The sequence below is a fragment of the Facilibium subflavum genome (assembly GCF_003574485.1).
In the GTDB taxonomy this organism is placed as follows: domain Bacteria; phylum Pseudomonadota; class Gammaproteobacteria; order Francisellales; family Francisellaceae; genus Facilibium; species Facilibium subflavum.
In genome coordinates, this window is the sequence record NZ_QLIT01000032.1 from 1 (window position 1) to 23,597 (window position 23,597).

Genomic DNA, 23,597 nt, shown 5'->3' on the forward strand with positions numbered 1-23,597 from the left:
TTTATGAACACTTATGTCGAGCTCACGTTAGCTACCACCTATAATCTTGCCAGCTCCAGCTTTGGTGGATTCACACCCGTTTTACTGTTATTACTTTCCAATGCTGGCTATCACTACCTTTTACCTCTACTGTATGTTACTTTCGGCGCACTTGTTATTCTGGCCATCAACAAAATTTGCGCTTTTGAAAAAAACACAAAGTTAAACAATATTACATTTGAGCTAAGCTAAAGGAACTTGGCTAACTTTTTAAACGGTGCTGGCATTGCATAACTGTCTAAATCTGCAATATCCACCCATCTACCTTCACTGTGCTGCGTCATTAATTCCTGATCAACCGTATAGGCTTTAATCTCATAGAATAAATCAAAATGCGTGAAACTGTGTTTTTGTGTGTCACACAGCATATGTGTATATTGCCCCATAGCTAATGGTGATTCTGGCAATGTATAAAGTCCGCCCCAGATTCCTTTGTTTGGACGCTTGATGAGAAAAATGGCTTCTTTATATTGATACAAATGATACAAAGCTGTTTTTATTGGCTTTGATTTTTTTTCCTTTTTTATGGGATATGCGTCAGGCATGCCTTCATGATAAGCCTGACAGATAGACTGCAATGGGCATATTGAGCACTTGGGCCTGGTACGTGTACAAAGCGTTGCGCCTAAATCCATTTGTGCCTGCGTGTAAGCTTGAGTTTTTTGATCTGGCATTAATTGATGTGCAATCTGCCATAACTGCTTTTCTGTATTTTGCTGGCTTGGATACTGGTCAATAGCAAAAAGCCGGGCAAATACCCGCTTCACATTACCATCTAAAATGGGTCTTGCTTGATTAAAGGCAATCGATAAAATTGCATTTGCGGTAGAGCGCCCAATGCCTGGTAGCTGTATTAAACGTGTAAAGTCATTAGGAAAAATACCCTGGTAATCATTGGCAATGATTTTGGCACTCTTGTGTAAATTGCGTGCCCTGGCATAATAACCAAGCCCGGCCCAATGTTGCATAACAACATCCTGATCTGCCTTAGCTAAATCTGTAACTTTAGGAAAACTTTCGATAAACCGAGTAAAATAAGGGATGACTGTTGTCACTTGCGTTTGTTGCAGCATAATCTCAGACAGCCATACATAGTAGGGATTAAAATCCCCCTGCCAAGGCAGATCATGCCGTCCAAAATGCTTGTACCACGCCAATAAATCACGTTGATAGTCAGCAATATTAAAGGATATTTTTATCATCACTAAGGATATTGAAGTAATGCTTCAACCGTTGTTGATGTCAATTTATCACGTCCTTTTAACCCTAAAAGCTCAATCAAGAAAAAATTGGCTGCTACACTCGCACCTGCTTCTTGAACTAAATCAACACACGCTTTCGCCGTACCACCTGTTGCTAAAAGATCATCAACCAATAGCACACGATCATCTTGTTTAAATGCATCCTTGTGAACCTGTAAGGCATCCTGTCCATACTCTAATTGATAGCGGCATTCATATACAGCTCTTGGCAGTTTCCCCGGTTTTCGAATTGGTACAAACCCTAAGGATAAGTGCTGTGCTAATGCCACACCAAAAATAAACCCCCGACTTTCAGGCCCAGCAATAACCGTTGGATTAAGTGCCAATTGCGTGACTTTTTGTGCCATAGTTTGGGCGACTAAGTGCATACCTTCAGGGTCAGCCAAAAGTGGTGTGATATCACGAAATAAAATCCCTTTTTGTGGGAAATCAGGCACTGATTCAATCAGTGCTTTTAACTTGTCAGCGTACATGTACTAGACTTCCAGCAACATTCTTGCAGGATCTTCGATCAACTCTTTAATTGTTTTTAAGAATTTCACTGACACACTGCCATCGATAATACGATGATCATATGACAGTGCAAGATACATCATAGGACGTATCACGATATCACCATCAACAACCACTGGACGTTCAACAATATTATGCATGCCTAAGATTGCACTTTGTGGTGCATTAATAATCGGCGTTGAAAGCATTGATCCATAGGTTCCACCATTGGTAATCGTAAACGTTCCGCCTTGCATCTCTTCTAAAGAAAGCTTTCCATCACGCGCTTTAATGGCCTTTTGTACGATATCAGACTCAATCTTGGCAAAAGATTTTTGATCTGTATCACGAATCACCGGCACCACTAAACCACGATCAGAACCCACAGCAACGCCAATATCAAAGAAGCCATGATATACAACATCATCGCCATCAATTGACGCATTTACTTCAGGATAACGCTTTAATGCTTCTGTTGCAGCCTTTAAGAAAAATGACATAAAGCCAAGCTTTGCATCATGTGTTTTTTGAAAAAGCTCTTTATACTGCTTTCTTAAATCCATCACAGGCTTCATATCGACTTCATTAAATGTGGTTAAAATAGCATTGGTATGCTGAACTTCAACCAAACGCTTTGCAATTGTCTGGCGAAGACGCGTCATGCGGACCCGTTTTTCAGGGCGATCACCACTAAACGCTGTCTCATCAGCATCTGCCTTTTTAGATGACTCTTGCTTTGAAGTACCCGTAACATCCTGTTTGGTAATACGGCCCTTTTTACCTGAACCTTGCACTTTTGATACATCAACATCCTGACTGCCCACGGCTCTTCTTACCGATGGAGATAAGTTATCATTTGGCAATTTATCTTTTTGTTGATCTTCTTGATTTTCTTTTTTTGTACTTTTTGTATCCGCTGTCGCACCTTGCGTAATCTCAGCAACCGCTTCTGAAGAGATAATGGTATCCCCTTCATTTTTAATCATTTTACTCAACACACCTGTCACCGGTGCAGGCACTTCCATCATGACTTTATCAGTTTCAATCTCGACGATAGTCTCGCCTTCTTGAACCTCATCACCAACTTTTTTATGCCAGCTTGCCAAGGTCCCCTCGGCAACGGATTCTGGGAAAGATGGTGCATCAACGACAACGACTTTACCTGCATTGTCATCTTTTTTAGCAGATGATTCATCTGTATTGGCGTCATCTGCAACATCTGCATTGCTATCTTGTGATTTTTCAGCCTTTTTTTCATCATCAGCGCCTTGTGCAGATGATGTATCTTCGGCCTCTGATAAGACACCAATCACTTCTTCAGAAGTCACATTATCGCCTTCTTCTTTTTTAATTTCACTTAAAACACCAGACTCAGTTGCAGGCACTTCCATTACTACCTTATCTGTTTCAATTTCCGCGATCACTTCACCTTCTTCAACACGATCGCCTTTGTTTTTATGCCAACTTGCAATCGTTCCTTCAGCGATCGACTCCGGAAAAACTGGAACTTTAATCTCTGCCATTTCTTTGCCCTTTTTTAATGTTATTTATCAGTTTCTTTTTTATCATTGTCTATTTTTAACGCCGCGTTCACAAGCCTGTTTTGCTGCTCATGGAAAAGAGACGGATAGCCAACAGCCGGCGCAGACGCAGGATTTCGACCAACATAGGATAATGTTTGTGAATCCGACAACACACGCCTTAATTGATGTTGAATCATCCACCAGGCACCCTGGTTTTCTGGTTCTTCTTGCGCCCATACAATATCTTTAACATGTGCATAGCTTTGCAATATTTCACTTAGATCCTTTTCAGGAAAAGGGTATAACTGCTCAAGGCGTATTAAAGCAACATCACAAATCTCATGATCACGTCGCTTCGCAAGCATGTCATAATAAACTTTACCTGAACACAGTACGACTCGGGTAACTTTTTGTTTATCGAAATCATCAATTTCATCGATAACATTATGGAAATAACCATCTGCCAGATCATCTAGGCTTGAGTGCACTAATGGGTGACGCAACAAGCTTTTAGGTGACATCACAACCAACGGCTTACGATAAGGTCGAATCATCTGTCGGCGCATCATATGAAACATTTGTGCCGGTGTTGTTGGAATACATACTTGCATGTTGTCATTAGCACAAAGCTGCAAGAAACGCTCAAGTCTTGCTGAAGAATGCTCAGCACCAGCGCCTTCTTGGCCATGTGGTAACAGCATGACAAGACCTGCTAAAAGCCCCCATTTTTCCTCTGCTGCAGCAATAAACTGATCGATAACTACTTGTGCTGTATTTGCAAAATCACCAAATTGTGCTTCCCAGATCACAAGTGACTCAGGTGCTGAGCAACTGTAGCCATATTCAAATCCAAGAACAGCATATTCAGATAAAACAGAATCGATAATATGACATTTCGCCTGATCATTAATATGTTGTAAAGGTACATAGGCTGGCAGGCTTTCGCTTTCATAATTGTAATTATGCAATACCGCATGGCGATGTGAAAAGGTACCACGCCCTGAATCCTCACCAGATAACCGTATATGAAAACCTTGATCAAGCAGTGTTGCATAGGATAAAACCTCTGCAAATCCCCAGTTAGCTTCAACTTCACCGGCAGCCATTTTAACGCGCTCTTGTATTGCCTTTTTAACTTGGGGTTGAAGCTGTAAAGCATCTGGTAAGTCATTTAGTCTTTCTGCCAGTTGAATCAAGTGCTTTTTATCAACTTTTGTTGAGACTTTTTGATCCCATTTTTGGTTGATGTATGGCTTCCAGTCAACTGTGCATTTTGGTTTATGTGATGCATCTGCTTTTGTGATATCAGCAACAACCTTACCTTCTTGTATACGATCGCGATAAGCTTTCAACATTGCATCAGCCTGTTCTTTTGAGACCACTTTTTCATTTTCAAGCTGTTTAGCATAAATCGCTCTTGTACTTGGCAGCTTTTTAATAACTGCATACATTTCAGGCTGTGTTCCAGATGGCTCATCTGCCTCGTTGTGTCCGTGCCGACGATAGCAGACAAGATCAATCACCACATCCTTATTAAATGTCATACGATAATCCATCGCAAGCTTTGTTACACGGATCACCGCTTCTGGATCATCTGCGTTAACATGGAATACAGGCGCCTCAACCATTTTGGCAATATCAGTACAATAAGTACTGCTGCGATTATCTTCTTTTTTACTCGTGGTAAAGCCAACCTGATTATTGGTAACAATATGCACTGTTCCACCAGTGCCAAAAAAGCGTGTCTGTGATAAAGCAAAAGTCTCCATCACAACACCCTGCCCACAAAATGCAGAATCACCATGCATCAAAATTGGAATAACCGTTTGCTCAGGCTTGTCATCATAGAAATCCTGCTTTGCACGGACAGCACCCTCAACGACAGGGTCAACTGTCTCTAAGTGCGAGGGATTAAAAGCCAGTGCCAAACGCACTTTACCTTTTTTGGTATTATGCCATGAAGCAAAACCCAAGTGATATTTAACATCCCCTGAGAGAAACTTCTTGTCTTGTGAACCTTCAAATTCCTTAAACAACTCCTCAGGTGATTTACCCATAATGTTGACTAATACATTCAAACGGCCACGGTGTGCCATACCAAGCCCGATTTCCTCGACACCATAACTGCCAGCCATCTCAATAAGCTCATTTAACGCAGGAATCATTGATTCGCCACCTTCTAGAGAGAATCGCTTTTGACCTACATACTTCATACCAAGGTATTTCTCCAAACCCTCAGCCGCTGTTAAGCGTGATAAAAGCCATTTTTTTTGTTCAATGGTAAAAGGCGTGTCTTGTTTTTCAATGCGCTGACGAATCCAAAGCTTCTCTGGCATGCTGTTTAAGTGCATGTACTCATAGCCGATAGAACCTGTATAAATTTCCTTTAATTTCGCAATAATATCCTTTAATGGCATTGGTTTATAATCAGAGAAAATACCAACATTAAAGCTTTCAGATAAATCTTTTTCTTTTAAGCCATGAAACTCAGGATCTAATTCTTGCGTTTTTTCAGGCTTTTTGATACCCAAAGGGTCGATATGTGCCATCTTGTGTCCAACGCTTCGATACATGTAAACCAGATCCATTACCGCAGAAACCTTATCACCACCTTCTGGGAAAAACTGCCCATTTGCTGAAGATTTGTCTTTTGCAAAGCGATAAGGATTCTTGGCAAGCGCAACAAAGTCCTCTCTTACTTGCGCATGTGAGACATCATGCTGGCCATTAGCAATACTGTCGAAGTACTGGCGCCAAGAAGGTTCTACCGAATTTGGATTGTTCAAATAGTCTTCATAAATCGCATCCAGATAGGCACTGCTTGCCCCTGAGAACTGCGAGCTTCCCCACCATGAAGACATCGATGGTTGTTTATCACTCATATTTTTGCTCTTTTTTATTTTTCACTAAACTTATGTTGTCATCTTCGATTTTGAAAAATGTGCAACAAAACGCAACAATCTGTCAGCTTATCATAAAACATAAAGTTCACACATTAACAAACAAGCAATTTATCAGTTCACCTGGTTATTATCTTATACCACTGACAAGCGATTTTATAGTTTTTCTCGCTTTACATTTTGCTATTTAATAATCACAAGCCAACCTATACATACATAGCAAATCAGCATAGAAAAAAGCACTGAAGCATCAGTGCTTTTTTTCTTATATATTCGTTTTCAACATCATTGAGCGAAGCTTACCAATTGCTTTTGTTGGATTAAGCCCCTTTGGACACACACTGACACAGTTCATAATCGTGCGGCATCTAAAAACACTAAAAGGGTCCTCTAAATCCTTCAAACGCTCTTTGGTTGCACCATCACGCGAATCAATCACAAAACGATATGCTTGCAAAAGACCAGATGGCCCGATGAACTTATCTGGATTCCACCAAAACGATGGGCACGATGTTGTACAACAAGCACATAAAATACATTCATATAAGCCATCTAATTTTGCACGATCCTCAGGCGATTGTAATCGTTCTTTAACAGGATTGTCATTTTCATCTGGAATCAAGTAAGGTTTGACTGCTTCATAGTTTTTATAAAACTGATCCATATTCACAATTAAATCGCGAATCACTGGCAACCCTGGTAATGGCTGTAGCTTAATTGGCTGCTTAAGCTCGCCGATAGAGGTGATACATGCCAGGCGGTTTTGGCCATTAATATTCATGCCATCTGAACCACAGACCCCTTCACGGCAAGACCGACGAACAGCTAACGTTGGATCTTGTTTTTTAATTGCTTCAATGGCAGTGAGCACTTTTGTGCCTTCATTTTCTACTTCAACGGTATAATCTTGATAATAAGGCTTCTTGTCTACTTCAGGATTATAGCGATATACTTTAAATTTCACATCCATCGTCTACTCCTTAGTAGCTTCTTACTTTAGGTTTAAAAGGTTCAAGTTTGACTGGTTTCATATTAACCTCTCTTGTGGCAAAACGATCATCCTGCAGATAATACAATGAATGCTTCAACCAGTTTTCATCATCTCTTTCAGGATAATCTTCTCGTGAATGTGCACCTCGAGACTCAGTACGATTTAATGCCAAAACAGCTGTTGCCATTGCTGTTTCCATTAAATTATCAAGCTCTAATGCCTCAATCCTTGCTGTATTAAACACATGGCTGTGATCAGCAAGCGCTGCTTTATTTACCCGATCACGTAATGATCTTAAGCGCTCTAACCCTTCTTGCATTTGCTTTTGCGTTCTAAAAACACTAAAGTCAACCTGCATTGCCTTTTGTAATTCAGCACGAAGATCTGCAACCGATTCACCTGATTTGTTGTTTTCCCAGCGGTTATATCTTTCCATTGCTTTTTCCAGGCCATCTTCCTGCGGTCTGCGATGTTGCATTCCAGCACGCAGTGCATCCTCAGCATGCATGCCAGCAGCACGACCAAAAACAACCAAATCAAGCAATGAATTTGAGCCCAGGCGATTAGCACCATGTACTGATACACTGGCGCATTCACCCACAGCGTATAAGCCATCTATAATAACATCCTGGCCTTGTGCATCCTGGGTTACTGCCTGGCCAAACTTATTCGTTGGAATTCCACCCATCATATAATGGCAGGTTGGCACAACAGGAATTGGCTCTTTTAATGGATCAACTCCTGCAAAGGTAATCGCTAATTCACGAATACCAGGTAAGCGCTCTTTAATCACAGATTCATCCAGGTGTGTTAAATCAAGGTTTACACAGTCAACACCAGCAAATTTTAGGCCACGACCTTCGTTAATTTCTTGTTGTGAAGCACGTGATACCACATCACGTGACGCTAAATCTTTTGCATTGGGCGCATAACGCTCCATAAAGCGCTCACCGTTTTTGTTACGAAGCACACCACCTTCACCGCGGCAGCCTTCGGTAACCAGAACACCTGCACCGGCAATTCCTGTTGGGTGAAATTGCCAAAACTCCATATCCTGTAAAGGAAACCCAGCGCGCAAGGCCATACCAATACCATCACCTGTATTAATATGCGCATTTGTGCTTGATTCATAAATACGACCAGCGCCACCTGTTGCTAAAATGGTAACTTTGGATTGAAAAAAGACGATATCACCGGTTTCCATATTCATTGCTAAAACACCTGCAATCGCATTTTCAGAGGATTTCACCAAATCCAAAGCATACCACTCATTAAAAAACTTGGTTTCATGCTTTAAGTTCCCCTGATATAACGTATGCAATAACGCATGGCCAGTTCTATCAGAAGCTGCACATGTACGCTTGGCAATTTTACCTACATCATAGTTTCTTGACATACCACCAAAGGCACGTTGGTAAATTTTACCATTTTCTAAACGAGAAAAAGGCATGCCCATATGCTCTAGTTCAATAATAGCCTGCGGTGCGTTTTCACACATAAACTCGATGGCTTCCTGATCACCAATATAATCAGAACCCTTAACGGTATCATAAGTATGCCAGCGCCAATCATCGGCAGGCAAATCATCATCAAAGTCCTCAACGTTTCCAAGTGCCGCGGCAATGCCTCCTTGTGCTGAGACGGTATGCGAACGTGTTGGAAAAACCTTGGAAATCGCAGCCGTTTTAAACCCAGATTGCGCCAGCTGAAATGCCGCTTGCATTCCAGCGCCACCTGCGCCAACGACAATTGCATCAAACTGTTGTGTTGCTATTTTCATTACATAAACCTCTTAAAATAAAATACAGATTAGCCAGATAAAGCAAATAAAGTATCCAGCAATTGCAGCTACCTGAAGCACACCTGAAAGCCAGGCACATTTAATATAATCGGTGAAAATCGTCCACATCCCAATCCACGCATGTGCAATCAATGAGACAAATGCGAGAATGGTAAAAATTTTCACCCACGTACTGTGGAATATTAAAGCCCATGTATGGTAGTTGCCATGTGCCGATACACAAAACACAGCCACAATAGCAAAGATCGTATAAAGTATGATAATAATTGCACTGACGCGTTGTAAAAACCAGTCTTTTAGCCCTGATCGTGTACATGCTGTTACATTAGCCATAACCAAACTCCCCAAAAAATTGCTGCTAAAACACCTAGAATCAAGACAAAAGATGATGTGATCCTGGCAACTGTCATCTCTTCACCCATGCCTAAATCCATAATCAAATGACGAATACCAGCAAACACATGATAAGAGATTGCGGATAAGAAAAGCCATGCAACAAAACTCCATGGCGTATGCAATAATAAATACTGCACATAATAAAATGAATCGCCACCTCTGACAGACAAATCAAAGCCCCATAATAAAAAAGGCAGTAAAACCACCATTAATAATCCCGTTACACGATGCAAAATCGAGCTGATTGCCGTAATAGGAAATTTATAGCCTGCGATCGAGCCAAGACTAATATTCCTAGGTCCTTCATGCTTCATTATTTCATTCTCCCGAATACCTATGTTGTTTTAGATATTTGCTATTTGTTTTATGTCACTTACAAATCACTCTAAGACTAAAAATCGCAAAATGATCCACAAGTAGCATATCTAACATTAAAGCGCCACAAAACCGCTTAATGATAGGGGTTATCAACTAACAAATACTCGTTGTGTGAAACAAAATACGTTGTATTCTAGCATAAAAAATTATGAGTTCCAGTCTCAAAGAAGCAACAATGCCAACTTCTTCAAGAAATACACTTTCAACCTGCGAGCATATAATTCAAATCAAATGAATTAATTATTTGATTTATTAATAGAGTTAATGTTAATATCCTCAGCATAGATTAAGCATATAAATTTTAAAGTTAAATATAGAATGGCAAAATTACTTAAAAAATGGCTGCGCATTTATTTAATAAACATTGAGCGGCTTGCACGGCCTTGGCTTATGCAAAATGGACATTTTTTTGAAAAGACAAAATCCAAGCAAAAACGAAAGCAAGCAGAGTAAATGTACTTCGCTTTCTACAAGGGTAAAACATATACTAGCGACTTTTTTAAAAGCGTTTGTCTCATTAGAAATACATTTATCCTTTTTCTGCCGTTAGATAAGCTTTTGCATAAGGCTCAAACCGTTATTGGGAAGGAATGACTCTGGCGTGGATTCCCGCCAAAGCTTTGCTTTTCGGGAATGACTGCACTGAAAATATTTATGTGACCAACCAGGCAGAATGAATGAGAAGCCCCTGAGGTAATATACAAAGATGGAAAGTGCGTAACTTCAGTGAATAACTGCGGTTTTTTTACTCACCCTTCGTCATCCAAAACACCTAAGTGATTGTGCTGTTTAGTACAGATAATTTATATATTGCTCATTAGGACAGTTTATTTATTGCTAACGCACTCCACAATTGTTACTTTACAGAGAAGACGCTTCTTTGTAAAATAACTACCGAAATTTAGGATTTGCAACCGGCATATAGGCTTTTTGTGTTTGGTTGCTCTTGTTTGACAACAAAGCACTTATGCGTTTAAATATGCGCAAATTTACTTGCCTGCAATTTTATCCTTGGCGTTGGCGCAAAGCTGTATTACATAGTAATTTTATCTGTAAAAGCCTGGCTTGCACTCAAGTAAAAATTGACCAAATATATGGAGAACTATATGTCAAAAACTGCAACACTTACGGTAGCACACAAAAACCTGTCACTTGAGCTGCCTGTACACACACCCGTACTAGGACAGGAAACCGTTGATGTCTCAAGCCTTGTTAAAGAAGGTATCTTTACTTATGATCCTGGCTTTTTATCAACTGCTGCCTGCTGGTCTAAAATCACTTTTATCAATGGTAATAAAGGTATTTTATTACACCGTGGCTACCCTATTGAGCAGTGGGTAGAAAAATCAAATTATAACACCCTTTGCTATGCTTTATTAAATGATGCATTACCTGAAAAAGCGCAGTTAAATGAATTCAGCGATGAGATTATTGAAAACATGGCCGCTGATAACCATGTTAAAGCGGCTATTAAAGCTTTTCCAAAAGATGCTCATCCGATCGCCCCATTAATGGCAGCGGTAAGTGTCTTAGCCGGAGAGAACCAAAAACATATGGATAAAAAATCTCCAGAACAACAAATACAAGCAGCAAAAAACATTATTGCAAAAATGCCAACACTTGTTGCAATGACTTATCGTCATAGCCAAGGCCTTGATTTTGTTGCGCCAAAAAAAGAGCTTTCTTATGCTGAGAATTTCTTGTATATGATGTTTGCTGATAACGAAAATTACAAACCAGATCATCTAGCAGCAAAAGCCATGGATACTATTTTCATCCTACATGCTGATCATGAACAAAATGCTTCAACTTCTACGGTTCGCTTGGCAGGATCAACTGGTACAGACCCTTATGCAGCACTTGTCGCAGGCATCGCTGCACTTTGGGGGCCTGCGCATGGCGGTGCCAATGAAGCTGTGGTAAAAATGTTAGAAAAAATTGGTGATGCAAGCAATATTGAGAAATTTATTGCTAAGGCTAAAGACAAAGATGATCCATTTAGATTAATGGGCTTTGGTCATCGTGTATATAAAAATACAGACCCGCGTGCCACAGCAATGAAAAAAGCCTGTGAACAAATCTTAAATCAACTTGGCGACAGCGATAACCCGCTTTTAGTCATCGCTAAGAAACTTGAAGAAATTGCATTACATGATGACTATTTTATCGAGAGAAAGCTGTTCCCAAATGTTGATTTCTATTCCGGCATCATCCTTAAAGCCTTAAATATCCCAACGACGATGTATACGCCAATATTTGCCCTGGCAAGAACTTCTGGCTGGATTAGTCAATGGATTGAGATGGTACGCGATCCAAAAGCAAAAATCGGTCGTCCACGCCAGTTATATATTGGCCATGATAAACGCGATCTACCTTAATACATCTATTCTCATTACACAATAAGACCCTATTATCATTGACAAATCTCCATTGCCCCTTTATACCTAGAGTGCAATATATTTATACAAATACAAGCATGCTGCTATAAATTGCTTTTTATATTTGGATAAATTTAGCACTTATAAAAGGATGTACCTATTATATGGAAGTCACAGCAATACAGGAGATTTAGCAATGATACACAAGAAGTCCCAAAAAAACCTTTCAATTGAGGATATCTCAACCTACGCTGGGCGTTATGACCTTGATGACATCACACTTTCTTCTATCAGTGAGTGTGGTATGCCGGCAAAGGTGGCCAAACAATTAATTGAAGATGAATTAAATCTTGATGGTACACCGATACTCAATCTAGCAAGTTTTGTGACGACCTGGATGGAGCCTGAAGCAAATGATCTGATTGTCCAAAGCCTCAATAAAAACTTCATTGATCATGATGAATACCCACAAGTTGAAAAGCTACATGAAAGATGTGTTCATATTCTTGCAGAGCTCCTTAATGCGCCTGAAAATCAAAATTATGTCGGCACAGGGACAATAGGTTCATCTGAGGCCATTATGCTTGCAGGCCTTGCACACAAATTCTCTTGGCGGAATCAACGAAAAAAACAAGGAAAAGATGCATCCAAACCAAATATTATCATGGGCAGCAATGTGCAAATTTGCTGGGATAAATTTGCCAGATATTTTGATGTAGAGCCTAAAATCATCCCCATGCACAAAGATCGCTATCACATTACTGCTGAAGATGTTCGTCCTTTAATAGATGAAAACACCATCTGTGTTGCCACTATTTTAGGCACAACATTCACTGGAGAATATGATGAAATAGAAGAGATTAACCAGCTGTTATTAGAAACCAAAAAACATTACGGGTGGGATATTCCGCTTCATGTCGATGCGGCCAGTGGCGGGTTTATCTCAATATTTCAAGATGACAAAATCAAATGGGATTTTCAACTGGAACAAGTAAAGTCTATCAACCTTTCCGGGCATAAATATGGGCTTGTTTACCCAGGGATTGGCTGGCTTATTTTCAAAGATGAAAGCGTTATCCCGAACGACCTTGTCTTTAATGTCAACTACCTTGGTGGGAACATGCCGACATATACTCTTAATTTCTCACGTGGCAGCTCTATGGTCGTTGCACAATATTACAACTTTCTAAGGCTGGGAAAGCAAGGCTATACAAGAATCGTTAATAATATGATGGCCGTGAGTAACTACCTCAGTCAAGCATTAACACAACATGATAGATTTAGCGTGCTTGGCACACGGAGAATGGAACCTGTAGTCACCTTTGTACTTAATGGAAAACACCATTATGACGCCTATGATATTTCAGAGCAATTGCGCATCTATGGCTGGGTTGTTCCCGCCTATAGCATGCCAGAAAACGCGCAAGATATTATTGCACTGAGGGTTGTTGTCAAAGAAAACTTTAGCCTAACGCTTGCCCAAGATTTCTTAAGTGATCTGGATAAGGTGATCAAAAAGCTCGACAATAGCGATAACAATACACCCCAAACACATCGTCACGGCAAAAATATCCCACACTAGAGGCTTTCACCATGAAACACAAAATCAAACATATCCCTACCAAGCATCAACTTGGCTTTTTTGGTTTTTTAATGATTACCGCATCAATGGTGGTTAGCATATATGCCTACCCAACATTTGCCACCTCAGGTTTCTCAACAATTTTCTTTTTAATGGCTGCAGGCATTTTTTGGTTTATCCCGGTTTGTTTGATTGCAGCAGAGCTTGGTACCGGCGGGCAAGGTTGGTGTGATGCAGGTGTTTTTAGCTGGGGAAAAGCAGCCTTTGGTGCACGCTGGGGATTCTTCATGATATTTTTACAATGGGCGCAAGTCAGCCTTGGTTTTATTGCTATGCTTTATTTCATCGCTAATGGAATTGCCTATGCATTTGATTACCCAATTTTAGCAAAACCCTCTATAAGCCAGTTAATCATCCTGTTAATTATTTTCTGGCTGATCACCCTTGCCAACTTCTTTGGTACAAAAATCACCAAACTTATTGCCTCATATGCTTTTTTTATTGGCATTTTATTTCCTATCATCATCTTAATCATTCTTGGCATCAGCTATTTTTCAAGTGGCAATAAAATTGAAATAAGCTTTTCAATCAATACATTTTTTCCAAATTTTTCTAATTTTACCGCCTTAGTCGTGCTTGTATCATTTATCCTGTCATACATGGGACCTGAAGCTTCTGCCGTTCATGTTAATCATCTAAAGAACCCAGCTAAAAATTATCCACTGGCAATTATAACGTTAGTATTATTGACAATTATCCTTGCAGCATTAAGTGCTATCACAATCGCCATGGTTGTTCCATTGCAAGACATCTCACTAAGTGGTGGTATTTTTGAAGCTTTTTTATTCTTATTTAAATATTATGGTGTCAGCTGGATTATCTATCCTTTTTCCTTATTGATCACACTTAGCGCTGTAGGTGAGATTTCATCATGGATAAATGGCCCAATAAGAGGGATTCAACATGCTGCACAAGATGGTCTGCTCCCACCATTTTTTGCCAAAACGAATCAACATCTTATGCCGATAAGATTATTAGTTTTTCAAGCAATCATTGTTTCTATTTGGCTAATTGTGCTGACATTGGCTGGAATGGCATTTGGCAGCGGGAATATGGCTTTTTTCACCGCAATGACTTTAACGGTTATTACCTATCTAACGATGTATATTATTTTATTCCTTGCTTATTGCTACTTAAAAATCAAAGTACCAAACACAATCAATCCAAGAAAATTTAATCTGCCACATAAGCTTGGGCTTATAATTGCTGTCATGGGCTTAGTATTCACGTTACTGGCTTTTTTTATCTCATTCTCTCGACCTTCTTCTGTAGCAGCTGATATCTATGATGGTTACCTTGCTGCATTAATTATATGCTATTTAGCACTGATCATTACGCCGCATATTATCTTCAGCCTCATTTATAAGCATCAATATCATTGGCAAAAATTTATCAAAGATAATCGCATTGGCTTGTATCATGAAAAAGAATAAAATGAAAAAAAATATAGAGTGAAGGCGAGCCATTTTATATAAAGGTCATCTAAGGAGGGGAAAGGCTCTTGGCTCGCCTTACAACTTTGAGTATAGACAAGCTTTACAAAAATAAATAAAAAAATGAAAAAATTAATGCGATAAATATTCAGTTGTGAAAAAAGTTTCTGATTTACAAAAAAACCCCCATACACTGCAACGCATGCGTTGCAGTGTACAAAGCAGCCCCCACTGGCGCATATTAAAGCTAAATTTAATCACTGAAGAATATAATACTATGAGTCAGCTATAGAAAATATTGTGGAAAACCCGTAATATTGATTATTTTTTTGTTGCAAATGCTTGTAATACATACCATACAGGTTATATTTAGCCTGTCAGCAAATTACAATTTAATATATTATAGTTAAGAGTCATAACATGAAACAGGACGTTATTAAGCTTGATGAAAGCTTTTATAAAAATACGTTAACTTTTACAACAACAGCCCAGATGCAGGCATTTCTGGCTTTACTTAAACCACTTGGCGTAAATTATTTTACTTTTGATGCTAATTACTTTGATGGAGCACATATTCGTTTAACCACGCACCCTGACTGGATAGCACACTATTACAAACAACGACTATTTGATCTGGCAATTTTTGAACATAACCTGGATCATTTTTTGGATGGCTATTTGCTATGGCAATGGCTGAACCCATTTCCAATATATACCGAAGCCAGGTCATTTAATATTGATAATGGACTCACCATCATCCGAAAAGGGCAACACAGAATCAACTATTATCACTTTGGGTTTGAAAAGCACATTCAATTAAGTGATAGCAGCCTTGTCAGCCGTATCGAAGCATTAGATAAATTTATTTACCACTTTCATTACAAAGCCCGCCATCTGATTCAACGTGCTGAGACAGGCAAAATTCTATTAAAGCCAGAAAATCATGATAATCGCCGATTTACAGAGAATTTTGACAAGATAAAACAATTAAATCAAAACAATCGGCTATTTTATGGAAAATCTGCGACGGAAAACTGTTATATTACTAAAGCAGAATTAAACGTTGCTTATCTTCTAAGTTGTGGATATTCAATGAAACAAGTTGCACATAAATTAAGTTTATCGCAGCGCACAATTGAAGTTCACATTCGAAACATGAAGCATCGACTAAAATGTAATAACCTTTTTGAGCTAGGGGTTATTATTAGTCAGGAACAATTTCTGCAACAAAGCTCATAAGGTTTAATTAATTTTGAATAAACAGTTTCAATACAGGAGTCTTAAATGGAAATTTGGTTAGATAGTGCTGATACACATTTTATTAAAAACTGTCACTATAAAACAATGCTTGATGGTGTTACGACAAACCCTTCAATATTATCACAAAGTCATGATACGCCAATGCAGACAATTGAACAGATATTGCATTTACAACAAAAAGAGCTATGCGTGCAAGTCACCGCAAAAAGCACTGATAAAATCATTGATCAAGCACGTAAATTGCATAACATATCTGCCAGAATCATCGTAAAAATTCCGGTAACACAAGCAGGTATAGTGGCAATGCAGCAATTAATTAAAGAGGAAATCAAAGTGCTGGCAACCGCTGTTGTAAGTGCAAAACAAGCAATGCTAGCGTGTAAATTAAACGTTGACTATATCGCGCCCTATTATCATCATATTAAAAATAACAATCCAAGCTGGCAACAGGAAATTGATCTGATTTGCAAAATGAATACGATGATACCTTGTCGAAGTAAAATAATGCTGGCAAGTTTAAAAACACTTGATGATGTCAACCATGCAATTGCACTGCAAGCTCAAGCAATTACGATTGTACCAGAACTTATGGATCAACTATTTGAAGCGCCTGAGTTAACACAAAAAGCTATCGAGAAATTTGATCATGACTGGGCAACAGTTAAGGATGATTTATTGGCACTTGCTTAGGCCTTTGCAGCAATTTCTTCTAAAGATATTTTGTTTGTTTCCAATACATACCGATTGAAGAAAACCCAGCCAACACAAGAAATAACAGCAAAACACAAAAAGGCATTGCCAGCACCTATTGTTGATAACATGGTCGGAAAAAAGAAAGAAACAAGGATGTTTGTTAGCCAATTTGCAGCAACTGAGATACTCATGCCAATACCGCGAATGGCAATTGGAAATATTTCCGCAGGCAATAAAAAGCATGCCGGGCCAACACTAATTCCTTGAAAGAAAACATAAATAACAGATAATAATAGAATTGCCCACGCCAGCACAGTTTGGCTAGTGATAACATTATAAGCAATAAACATCATAAACAGGCATACAATAATGCCAATAAGACCATTTAGTAACATTGTTCGCCGACCAAACTGATCCAGTTTAAAGCTTGCCAACACTGCAGATACCATAACGGTAAAACCGATAAGTAACGAGGCAAGTATGGCACTGTTACCACTTACCACACCTGAGTGCATAAGAATTGTTGGTGCATAATAAATAATGGCATTGATCCCAACGGCCTGTGTGAACACACCAATACCAAAGCCAATAAAGAGCAAGCGTTTTTGTTGTGCATTAATTTGACTTAATTTTACACGCTTTTCCTGTTGATTTAATTGAATATCTTTAATGTCATCAGTTTTGGGCAAATTTTTGCCATATAGCGTTTTTAACGCCTGTTCTGCTTGCGCAAACCTGTGGCGCATATAAAGCCACCTTGGACTTTCTGGCAAAAACCACAAACATGTAAACAAGATAATTGCAGGCACGACAGCAATAAAGAACATCAATCGCCATGATTCAAAATGAGAAATAAAATAGTTTGACAGGTAGGAAAAGAAAATACCTGTATTGACTGATATAAGATAAAGCGTGACGATTTTACCCCGCATATACTTTGGTGCAAGCTCAGACAGATATAAAGGTGTTACTGTTGAGCTTAACCCAACGCCAATGCCAATAAATATCCGACCAGCAACAATATATTCAAAACCAAGCGCAAATGTACAAAGAAGTGTGCCGATAAGATAGAGTGCTGCAGTAAGAAACAGCACGGCCCTGCGGCCAAAATAATCCATTACTTGACCAGCAAATAATGCTGAAAACAAAGCGCCAATTGGCAAAGCACCAACGATAAAACCCTCAGTATAACTTGTTATTGTAAAATCATTTTTCAAATAGACAAGAACGCCTGATATAACACCGGCATCAAAGCCAAAAAGTAACCCTGAGATAGAACAGGCAACTGCAATAAGTGTCAATTTTTTCATTGTAATATCCTTTTGCTATTGCAAAGTCAAACATAAACCCATCTAGAGAATATCATGGCAGTGACTTATCAGTAATTAAAGCACTATCCAACTAAATTTAAGCTACCAAAGCCCCTAAGAAACCGCCATCATGATACTTAGTAAGGTAATGCTGACGATAGAGAAAATAAACATCTTGCGTGACCAGATCAATGTATCACGAACCACAAAGCCCTGTAAACTCAGATAAAGCCAGGCAATACCCAGTAACACGGCAGCAACCAGGTACAAAAGATGTACAGGCGCAACAACGGTTAATGCAAGCGTTGCGATAATATAAAGCATCACAAATATCAACATATTAATTTTTGTATAAGCAATGCCTTTTTTAATCGGCAAAATAGGAATTTTTGCCGCTGCATAATCGCTCATCCGATAGATGGCAATGGCAAAAAAATGTGGCATCTGCCAGCAAAATAAAATTAAAAATAACGTAATTGCAATGACATCAAAGCGATTGGTTGCTGCAGTATAACCAATCACAGGAGGAACTGCCCCTGAGATTGCACCGATAATCGTCCCAAAAATGGAACGGCGCTTAAACCATAGTGAATAAGCAACCACATAGGTAAAAAGGCCTATAAGTGCAATCACAAGCGTTAATAGGTTGGTGCCGACATACAGAAAAAAAATTCCCAAAACGCCCAAGATAAAAGCATAGCTTAATGCAAACTGTAATGATAATAACCCGCACGCTGACGGTCGTTTCTTTGTTCGCTGCATTAAACAGTCAATATCTCGATCAATATAGTTATTTAATACACAACCACAAGCAATCACAAAAGCCATACCTAATAAGCTTGCACTAAAGGTATAGGCGGAAAAATTACCCTTTGCACCAATAAAATAACCACCGCAAAGCGTAACGATATTACCAAAGATAATGCCTGGCTTTGTTAGACTGACAAGCTTCATGCGCCCTACATCATCATGGTATAAAGATTAAACATAATCCAAAGTGTACCAATAACCAGAATAAGCACGACCACAAGCGTGAAAATAAAACTGATCATATTCCAGCGAGCCTTGGAATCCGTACTTAAATGTAAAAAGAACACCAGCTGCACATAAAATTGAATCAATGCCAGTATTGCTACTGCAATATAAAGCCCTGTTGGTGGCAGAAGCTTAAACCCAACCAGAGAAAAGGCAATAATCGTAATGATAATTGATAAACCAAAACCAACAAGATAGGTTTTGTGGGTCCCGTAGGCAGCACCTGTGTCCTTGTCATATAAATGCTCTTTAGCCATCTTATATTGCTCCCATCAAATAAACAACGGAGAAAACGAAAATCCAAACGATATCCAAGAAGTGCCAGAATAAACCCAAATAAGTTAATTTGGTTTTACTCATTGGCGTGATACCATGTTTTTTGACTTGGAAAATCATGCTAACAATCCATATCAAGCCCATGCTCACATGAAGCCCATGTGTACCAACCAGCGTGAAAAATGAAGACAAAAATGCGCTAGCCGCCCAGCTATGCCCTTCTGCATAAAGCTCGTGAAACTCATAGATTTCCATTGCAATAAAGCATAGCCCTAAAACAAAGGTTACCCAAAGCCATGCGATAACATGATTTTTGTTGCCTGATGTTCTGCTTAGCATTGCCAAACCATAGGTAAAACTACTGAACAAAAGGAACATCGTTTCAACAAATACATATGGTAAGCTAAATAGCTCCTTAGGACCTGGCCCACCAAAGGTATGTGTATGAAAGACTGCATAAACGGCAAATAATGTGCCAAACAGTACGCAGTCACTCATAATGTAAATCCAAAAACCAAAAACACTTTTCTCGCCATCAAAATGATGATGGTCGTGGTGATTATCTACTACTGTTGCCGTACTCATACTGTCACCTTATTTTTTAATTCTTCATGCGCAGACTCAATGGCTTCGACTTCTTTCGCCTTAACATAATAATCAATGTTGTAATTAAATGACCTGGCAATAATTGAAAGACCGACACCAACAAATCCAACGATCGCAAGCCACCAGATATGCCAAACCATCGCAAAGCCAAACACCAAGCTAAATGCCGAAATAATAAAGGCAACCCCTGTGTTTCTAGGCATATGAATATCCTGATAAGGTGATTTTTGATCAGCGGGTTTATTCTCAATATCTAAGCCTTTTTGTTTTTGCTCCCAGAAAGCATCACGAGAGTCAACTACCGGATCATGCGCAAAATTATAAAATGGTGCAGGAGAAGCAACTGCCCATTCAAGTGTACGCCCATTCCAAGGATCACCGGTAAGATCACGATTTTTATGACGATCTTTAATACTCACAATGATTTGCAAGATCTGCAAGAAAACACCCAAGGCAATAATCATTGACCCAACCCAGGCCACAATTAAGAATGGTTGAAAGCCTGTAGATGCATCATAATGATACAAACGTCTGGTCATGCCCATAGCACCTAGTACATAAAGCGGCATGAACGCAACGAAAAAGCCGATAATCCAGCACCAAAAAGAATATCTTCCCAAGCGCTCATTTAAGGTAAAGCCGAACATCTTTGGAAACCAGTAAATCAAACCGGCAAAATAACCAAACACGACACCACCAATAATCACATTATGAAAATGCGCAATCAAAAAGACACTGTTGTGCATTTGGAAATCAATACCTGGCACTGATAATAATACACCACTCATGCCACCAATAGTAAAGGTAAAGATAAAGCCTAAAAGCCAATACATCGGCGTTTTAAAAATAATACGGCCTCTGAACATGGTAAATAACCAGTTAAAGATCTTCACCCCTGTTGGCACTGCGATAATCATCGTCATAATGCCAAAAAAGGCGTTCACATTGGCACCAGCACCCATTGTGAAAAAGTGATGCAACCATACTGAGAAGGATAAAATCGTAATCACGATTGTTGCCCATACCATAGTGGCATAGCCAAACAGTCGTTTTTGTGAGAAAGTTGCGGCAACTTCCGAGAACACCCCAAATGCTGGTAACACCAGAATATAAACTTCTGGATGCCCCCAGATCCAAATGAGGTTAACATACATCATCTGATCACCACCAAAGCTTGTGGTAAAGAAATGCATGTCAAGATAACGATCTAGTGTTAATAACCCTAATGTTACCGTTAAAACCGGGAAGGCTGCAATCACAAGCACCATAGAGCAAAGCGAAGTCCAGGTGAAAATCGGCATTTTCATTAATGTCATACCCTTGCAACGCATTTTAATAATCGTCACAAAGAAGTTAATTCCTGACATCAATGAGCCAAGCCCGGATATCTGAAGCGCCCATATATAATAATCCACACCAACACCTGGGCTAAATGCTTTTTCTGAGAAAGGCGGATAAGCAAGCCATCCAGTGTGTGCAAAATCACCGATTAAAAGCGACATATTAACAAGGATCACCCCTACGACAAAAAGCCAGAAACTTAATGCATTTAAATAGGGGAACGCCACATCTCGCGCACCGATTTGTAGTGGGACGGCAATATTAATCAACCCAAACATAAGTGGCATGGCAACAAAGAAAATCATAATCACGCCATGTGCTGTAAATATCTGATCAAAATGTTCTGGAATCAAATAGCCATGTGAAGCGCCAGATGCCAGTGCTTGCTGAGTACGCATCATCGCGGCATCAACAAACCCGCGAAACAGCATCACAAAGGCAACAAGAACATACATGATCCCAATTTTTTTGTGATCTACCGTTGTAAACCACTCACGCCATAAATATCCCCATTTCTTAAAATATGTAATCCCACCAAGCAGCAACCCGCCACCAAGCACAATAAAAATAAACATTACCAAAATAATGAGTTGCTGACTGACAGGTTCATACATATATGGGAATACACTATGCGGATCGCTTAGCTTTCCTATTAATGTTTCTAACATTTTCTTTCCCTATTGATTCAATATTACACTTAAAAACACAATTTAGGCTTGATGTGTACGATGCATCATATGCATCATTTGACCAGGCTTATAGTTTGGCATCATATAAGACATGACAACATCATCAAACAACTTGTCCTCAACCTGACCATAATAACTCACTGGATTATTGATCGAAGGCTTGGCAAGACCATCCCAGAATGTTTTCCAGTTAAGCACTTTGTTTGACTGTTTAACTTTTTCCACCCAGGCTTTAAAATCTTTTTCAGAAGTTGCTTTTGCATAAAACTGCATTTGCGCGAAACCTGTACCTGTGTAGTTTGCTGAGAAGCCACGGTACTTCCCTGGATTATCTGCCAACACATGAAGCTGTGTTGTCATACCAGTCATCGCATAAATCTGACCTCCTAGCTGCGGCACAAAGAATGAGTTCATTGGTGCAGCTGAGGTGATTTTAAAGTTAATTGGACGATGTGTTGGAATCACAAAGTAATTAACCGATGCAATTTTGTATTCTGGATAAATAAACAACCATTTCCAATCCAGTGCAATAACCTCTACGGTTACTGGCTTTTTATCTGAATCTAAAGGCTTATATGGATCCAACTGGTGTGAAGTCACCCAGGTAACCACTGCTAAAATAACAATGATAATCCCAGGGATAGACCACCAGACAATTTCTAAAGTCGTGCTATGTGCCCATTCGGGTCTGTATTTAGACTTGGTTGCAGAAGCGCGATAACGCCAGGCAAACCAAAAAGTCAAAAACAGCACGGGAATAACGACGACAAGCATCAATAAAATCGAAAATATTAGCAATTTAAGCTCATAACCTGTAATAGGCCCTTGAGGACTCAAGATCCCAGATTTACAGCCACTTAAAAGCAATACAGACACAAGCCCTGTGAATAGCAAGAAGACTCTCCCAAGGCCTGGTTTCCCCATTTTTCGATCAAAAAGCTTTTTAAGCGTCTTTGACCACATACAGTATAAAAAATGTTTTCGCATATTTTTACTTTCCTTAGTTCCTCATTTCGGTAACCGGTTAACATTAAACCTAGTTGCATAGTATAACGTTTTTTTTTTAAATAAAAACTCTCAATAAACAGAAATTTTCTTCTAAAGCTTAATTTCCCTCTGCCACTGGCCATGATCATAAAATTTATTTAAATA

General features: G+C 39.3%; 20 protein-coding genes. 6 read left to right on the forward strand and 14 right to left on the reverse strand.

What is annotated here, in order from left to right; translation table 11 throughout:
- The coding region (locus DNK84_RS14585) for a hypothetical protein (protein ID WP_208123241.1) at positions 1 to 231 on the forward strand (231 nt) is incomplete at its 5' end.
- On the opposite strand, the gene mutY is transcribed toward DNK84_RS14585, so the two are convergent.
- From mutY to sdhC, 8 genes are all read right to left on the reverse strand, one after another.
- Positions 228 to 1,241, reverse strand: coding sequence for an A/G-specific adenine glycosylase (gene mutY / locus DNK84_RS02785; RefSeq protein ID WP_119343053.1), 1,014 nt, complete (start codon positions 1,239 to 1,241; stop codon positions 228 to 230). The genes DNK84_RS14585 and mutY overlap by 4 nt on opposite strands.
- A gap of 2 nt (positions 1,242 to 1,243) precedes the next feature.
- On the reverse strand, positions 1,244 to 1,774 hold the full coding sequence (locus DNK84_RS02790) for an adenine phosphoribosyltransferase (RefSeq protein ID WP_119343054.1): 531 nt from the start codon (positions 1,772 to 1,774) through the stop codon (positions 1,244 to 1,246).
- A gap of 3 nt (positions 1,775 to 1,777) precedes the next feature.
- Entirely contained in the window at positions 1,778 to 3,316 is a 1,539-nt protein-coding gene (gene odhB, locus DNK84_RS02795) for a 2-oxoglutarate dehydrogenase complex dihydrolipoyllysine-residue succinyltransferase (RefSeq protein ID WP_119343055.1), read from the reverse strand.
- 20 nt (positions 3,317 to 3,336) lie between these two features.
- Positions 3,337 to 6,198 (reverse strand): 2-oxoglutarate dehydrogenase E1 component, encoded by a 2,862-nt coding sequence (locus DNK84_RS02800; protein WP_119343056.1) that lies wholly within the window; start codon positions 6,196 to 6,198, stop codon positions 3,337 to 3,339.
- 283 nt (positions 6,199 to 6,481) lie between these two features.
- Positions 6,482 to 7,186 carry a succinate dehydrogenase iron-sulfur subunit gene (locus tag DNK84_RS02805; protein ID WP_119343057.1) on the reverse strand — a complete coding sequence of 235 codons (705 nt, stop codon included), beginning with the start codon at positions 7,184 to 7,186 and terminating at the stop codon, positions 6,482 to 6,484.
- 10 nt (positions 7,187 to 7,196) lie between these two features.
- A complete protein-coding gene (gene sdhA / locus DNK84_RS02810; RefSeq protein WP_119343058.1) occupies positions 7,197 to 8,987 on the reverse strand; it encodes a succinate dehydrogenase flavoprotein subunit in 1,791 nt (596 codons plus the stop codon).
- 12 nt (positions 8,988 to 8,999) lie between these two features.
- Positions 9,000 to 9,341, reverse strand: coding sequence for a succinate dehydrogenase, hydrophobic membrane anchor protein (gene sdhD / locus DNK84_RS02815; RefSeq protein WP_119343059.1), 342 nt, complete (start codon positions 9,339 to 9,341; stop codon positions 9,000 to 9,002).
- On the reverse strand, positions 9,329 to 9,718 hold the full coding sequence (gene sdhC, locus DNK84_RS02820) for a succinate dehydrogenase, cytochrome b556 subunit (RefSeq protein ID WP_119343060.1): 390 nt from the start codon (positions 9,716 to 9,718) through the stop codon (positions 9,329 to 9,331). Before sdhC ends, sdhD begins: the two co-directional genes overlap by 13 nt.
- A 1,170-nt stretch (positions 9,719 to 10,888) precedes the next feature.
- Between sdhC and DNK84_RS02825 the strand changes: the two genes are divergently transcribed.
- From DNK84_RS02825 to DNK84_RS02850, 5 genes are all read left to right on the forward strand, one after another.
- On the forward strand, positions 10,889 to 12,160 hold the full coding sequence (locus DNK84_RS02825) for a citrate synthase (RefSeq protein WP_119343061.1): 1,272 nt from the start codon (positions 10,889 to 10,891) through the stop codon (positions 12,158 to 12,160).
- 196 nt (positions 12,161 to 12,356) lie between these two features.
- Positions 12,357 to 13,742, forward strand: coding sequence for a glutamate decarboxylase (locus tag DNK84_RS02830; protein ID WP_119343062.1), 1,386 nt, complete (start codon positions 12,357 to 12,359; stop codon positions 13,740 to 13,742).
- 11 nt (positions 13,743 to 13,753) lie between these two features.
- Positions 13,754 to 15,235, forward strand: coding sequence for an amino acid permease (locus tag DNK84_RS02835; RefSeq protein ID WP_119343063.1), 1,482 nt, complete (start codon positions 13,754 to 13,756; stop codon positions 15,233 to 15,235).
- 420 nt (positions 15,236 to 15,655) lie between these two features.
- On the forward strand, positions 15,656 to 16,474 hold the full coding sequence (locus tag DNK84_RS02845) for a helix-turn-helix transcriptional regulator (protein WP_119343065.1): 819 nt from the start codon (positions 15,656 to 15,658) through the stop codon (positions 16,472 to 16,474).
- Between the two features lie 45 nt (positions 16,475 to 16,519).
- The gene (locus DNK84_RS02850) at positions 16,520 to 17,185 is read left to right on the forward strand and encodes a transaldolase family protein (protein WP_119343066.1); all 666 of its coding nucleotides are present in this window, start codon (positions 16,520 to 16,522) and stop codon (positions 17,183 to 17,185) included.
- On the opposite strand, the gene DNK84_RS02855 is transcribed toward DNK84_RS02850, so the two are convergent.
- The 6 genes from DNK84_RS02855 to cyoA form a co-directional block, all read right to left on the reverse strand.
- The gene (locus tag DNK84_RS02855; protein ID WP_119343067.1) at positions 17,182 to 18,498 is read right to left on the reverse strand and encodes a sugar porter family MFS transporter; all 1,317 of its coding nucleotides are present in this window, start codon (positions 18,496 to 18,498) and stop codon (positions 17,182 to 17,184) included. The two genes, DNK84_RS02850 and DNK84_RS02855, sit on opposite strands and share 4 nt — an antisense overlap.
- Before the next feature lie 114 nt (positions 18,499 to 18,612).
- Entirely contained in the window at positions 18,613 to 19,452 is an 840-nt protein-coding gene (gene cyoE / locus DNK84_RS02860) for a heme o synthase (protein ID WP_119343068.1), read from the reverse strand.
- Positions 19,453 to 19,457: 5 nt separating this feature from the next.
- Positions 19,458 to 19,790, reverse strand: coding sequence for a cytochrome o ubiquinol oxidase subunit IV (cyoD, locus tag DNK84_RS02865; RefSeq protein WP_119343069.1), 333 nt, complete (start codon positions 19,788 to 19,790; stop codon positions 19,458 to 19,460).
- Position 19,791: 1 nt separating this feature from the next.
- Entirely contained in the window at positions 19,792 to 20,394 is a 603-nt protein-coding gene (gene cyoC / locus DNK84_RS02870; protein WP_119343070.1) for a cytochrome o ubiquinol oxidase subunit III, read from the reverse strand.
- Positions 20,391 to 22,424, reverse strand: coding sequence for a cytochrome o ubiquinol oxidase subunit I (gene cyoB, locus DNK84_RS02875; RefSeq protein ID WP_119343071.1), 2,034 nt, complete (start codon positions 22,422 to 22,424; stop codon positions 20,391 to 20,393). Before cyoB ends, cyoC begins: the two co-directional genes overlap by 4 nt.
- A gap of 42 nt (positions 22,425 to 22,466) precedes the next feature.
- The gene (gene cyoA / locus DNK84_RS02880; protein WP_119343077.1) at positions 22,467 to 23,369 is read right to left on the reverse strand and encodes a ubiquinol oxidase subunit II; all 903 of its coding nucleotides are present in this window, start codon (positions 23,367 to 23,369) and stop codon (positions 22,467 to 22,469) included.
- Positions 23,370 to 23,597: the final 228 nt, after the last annotated feature.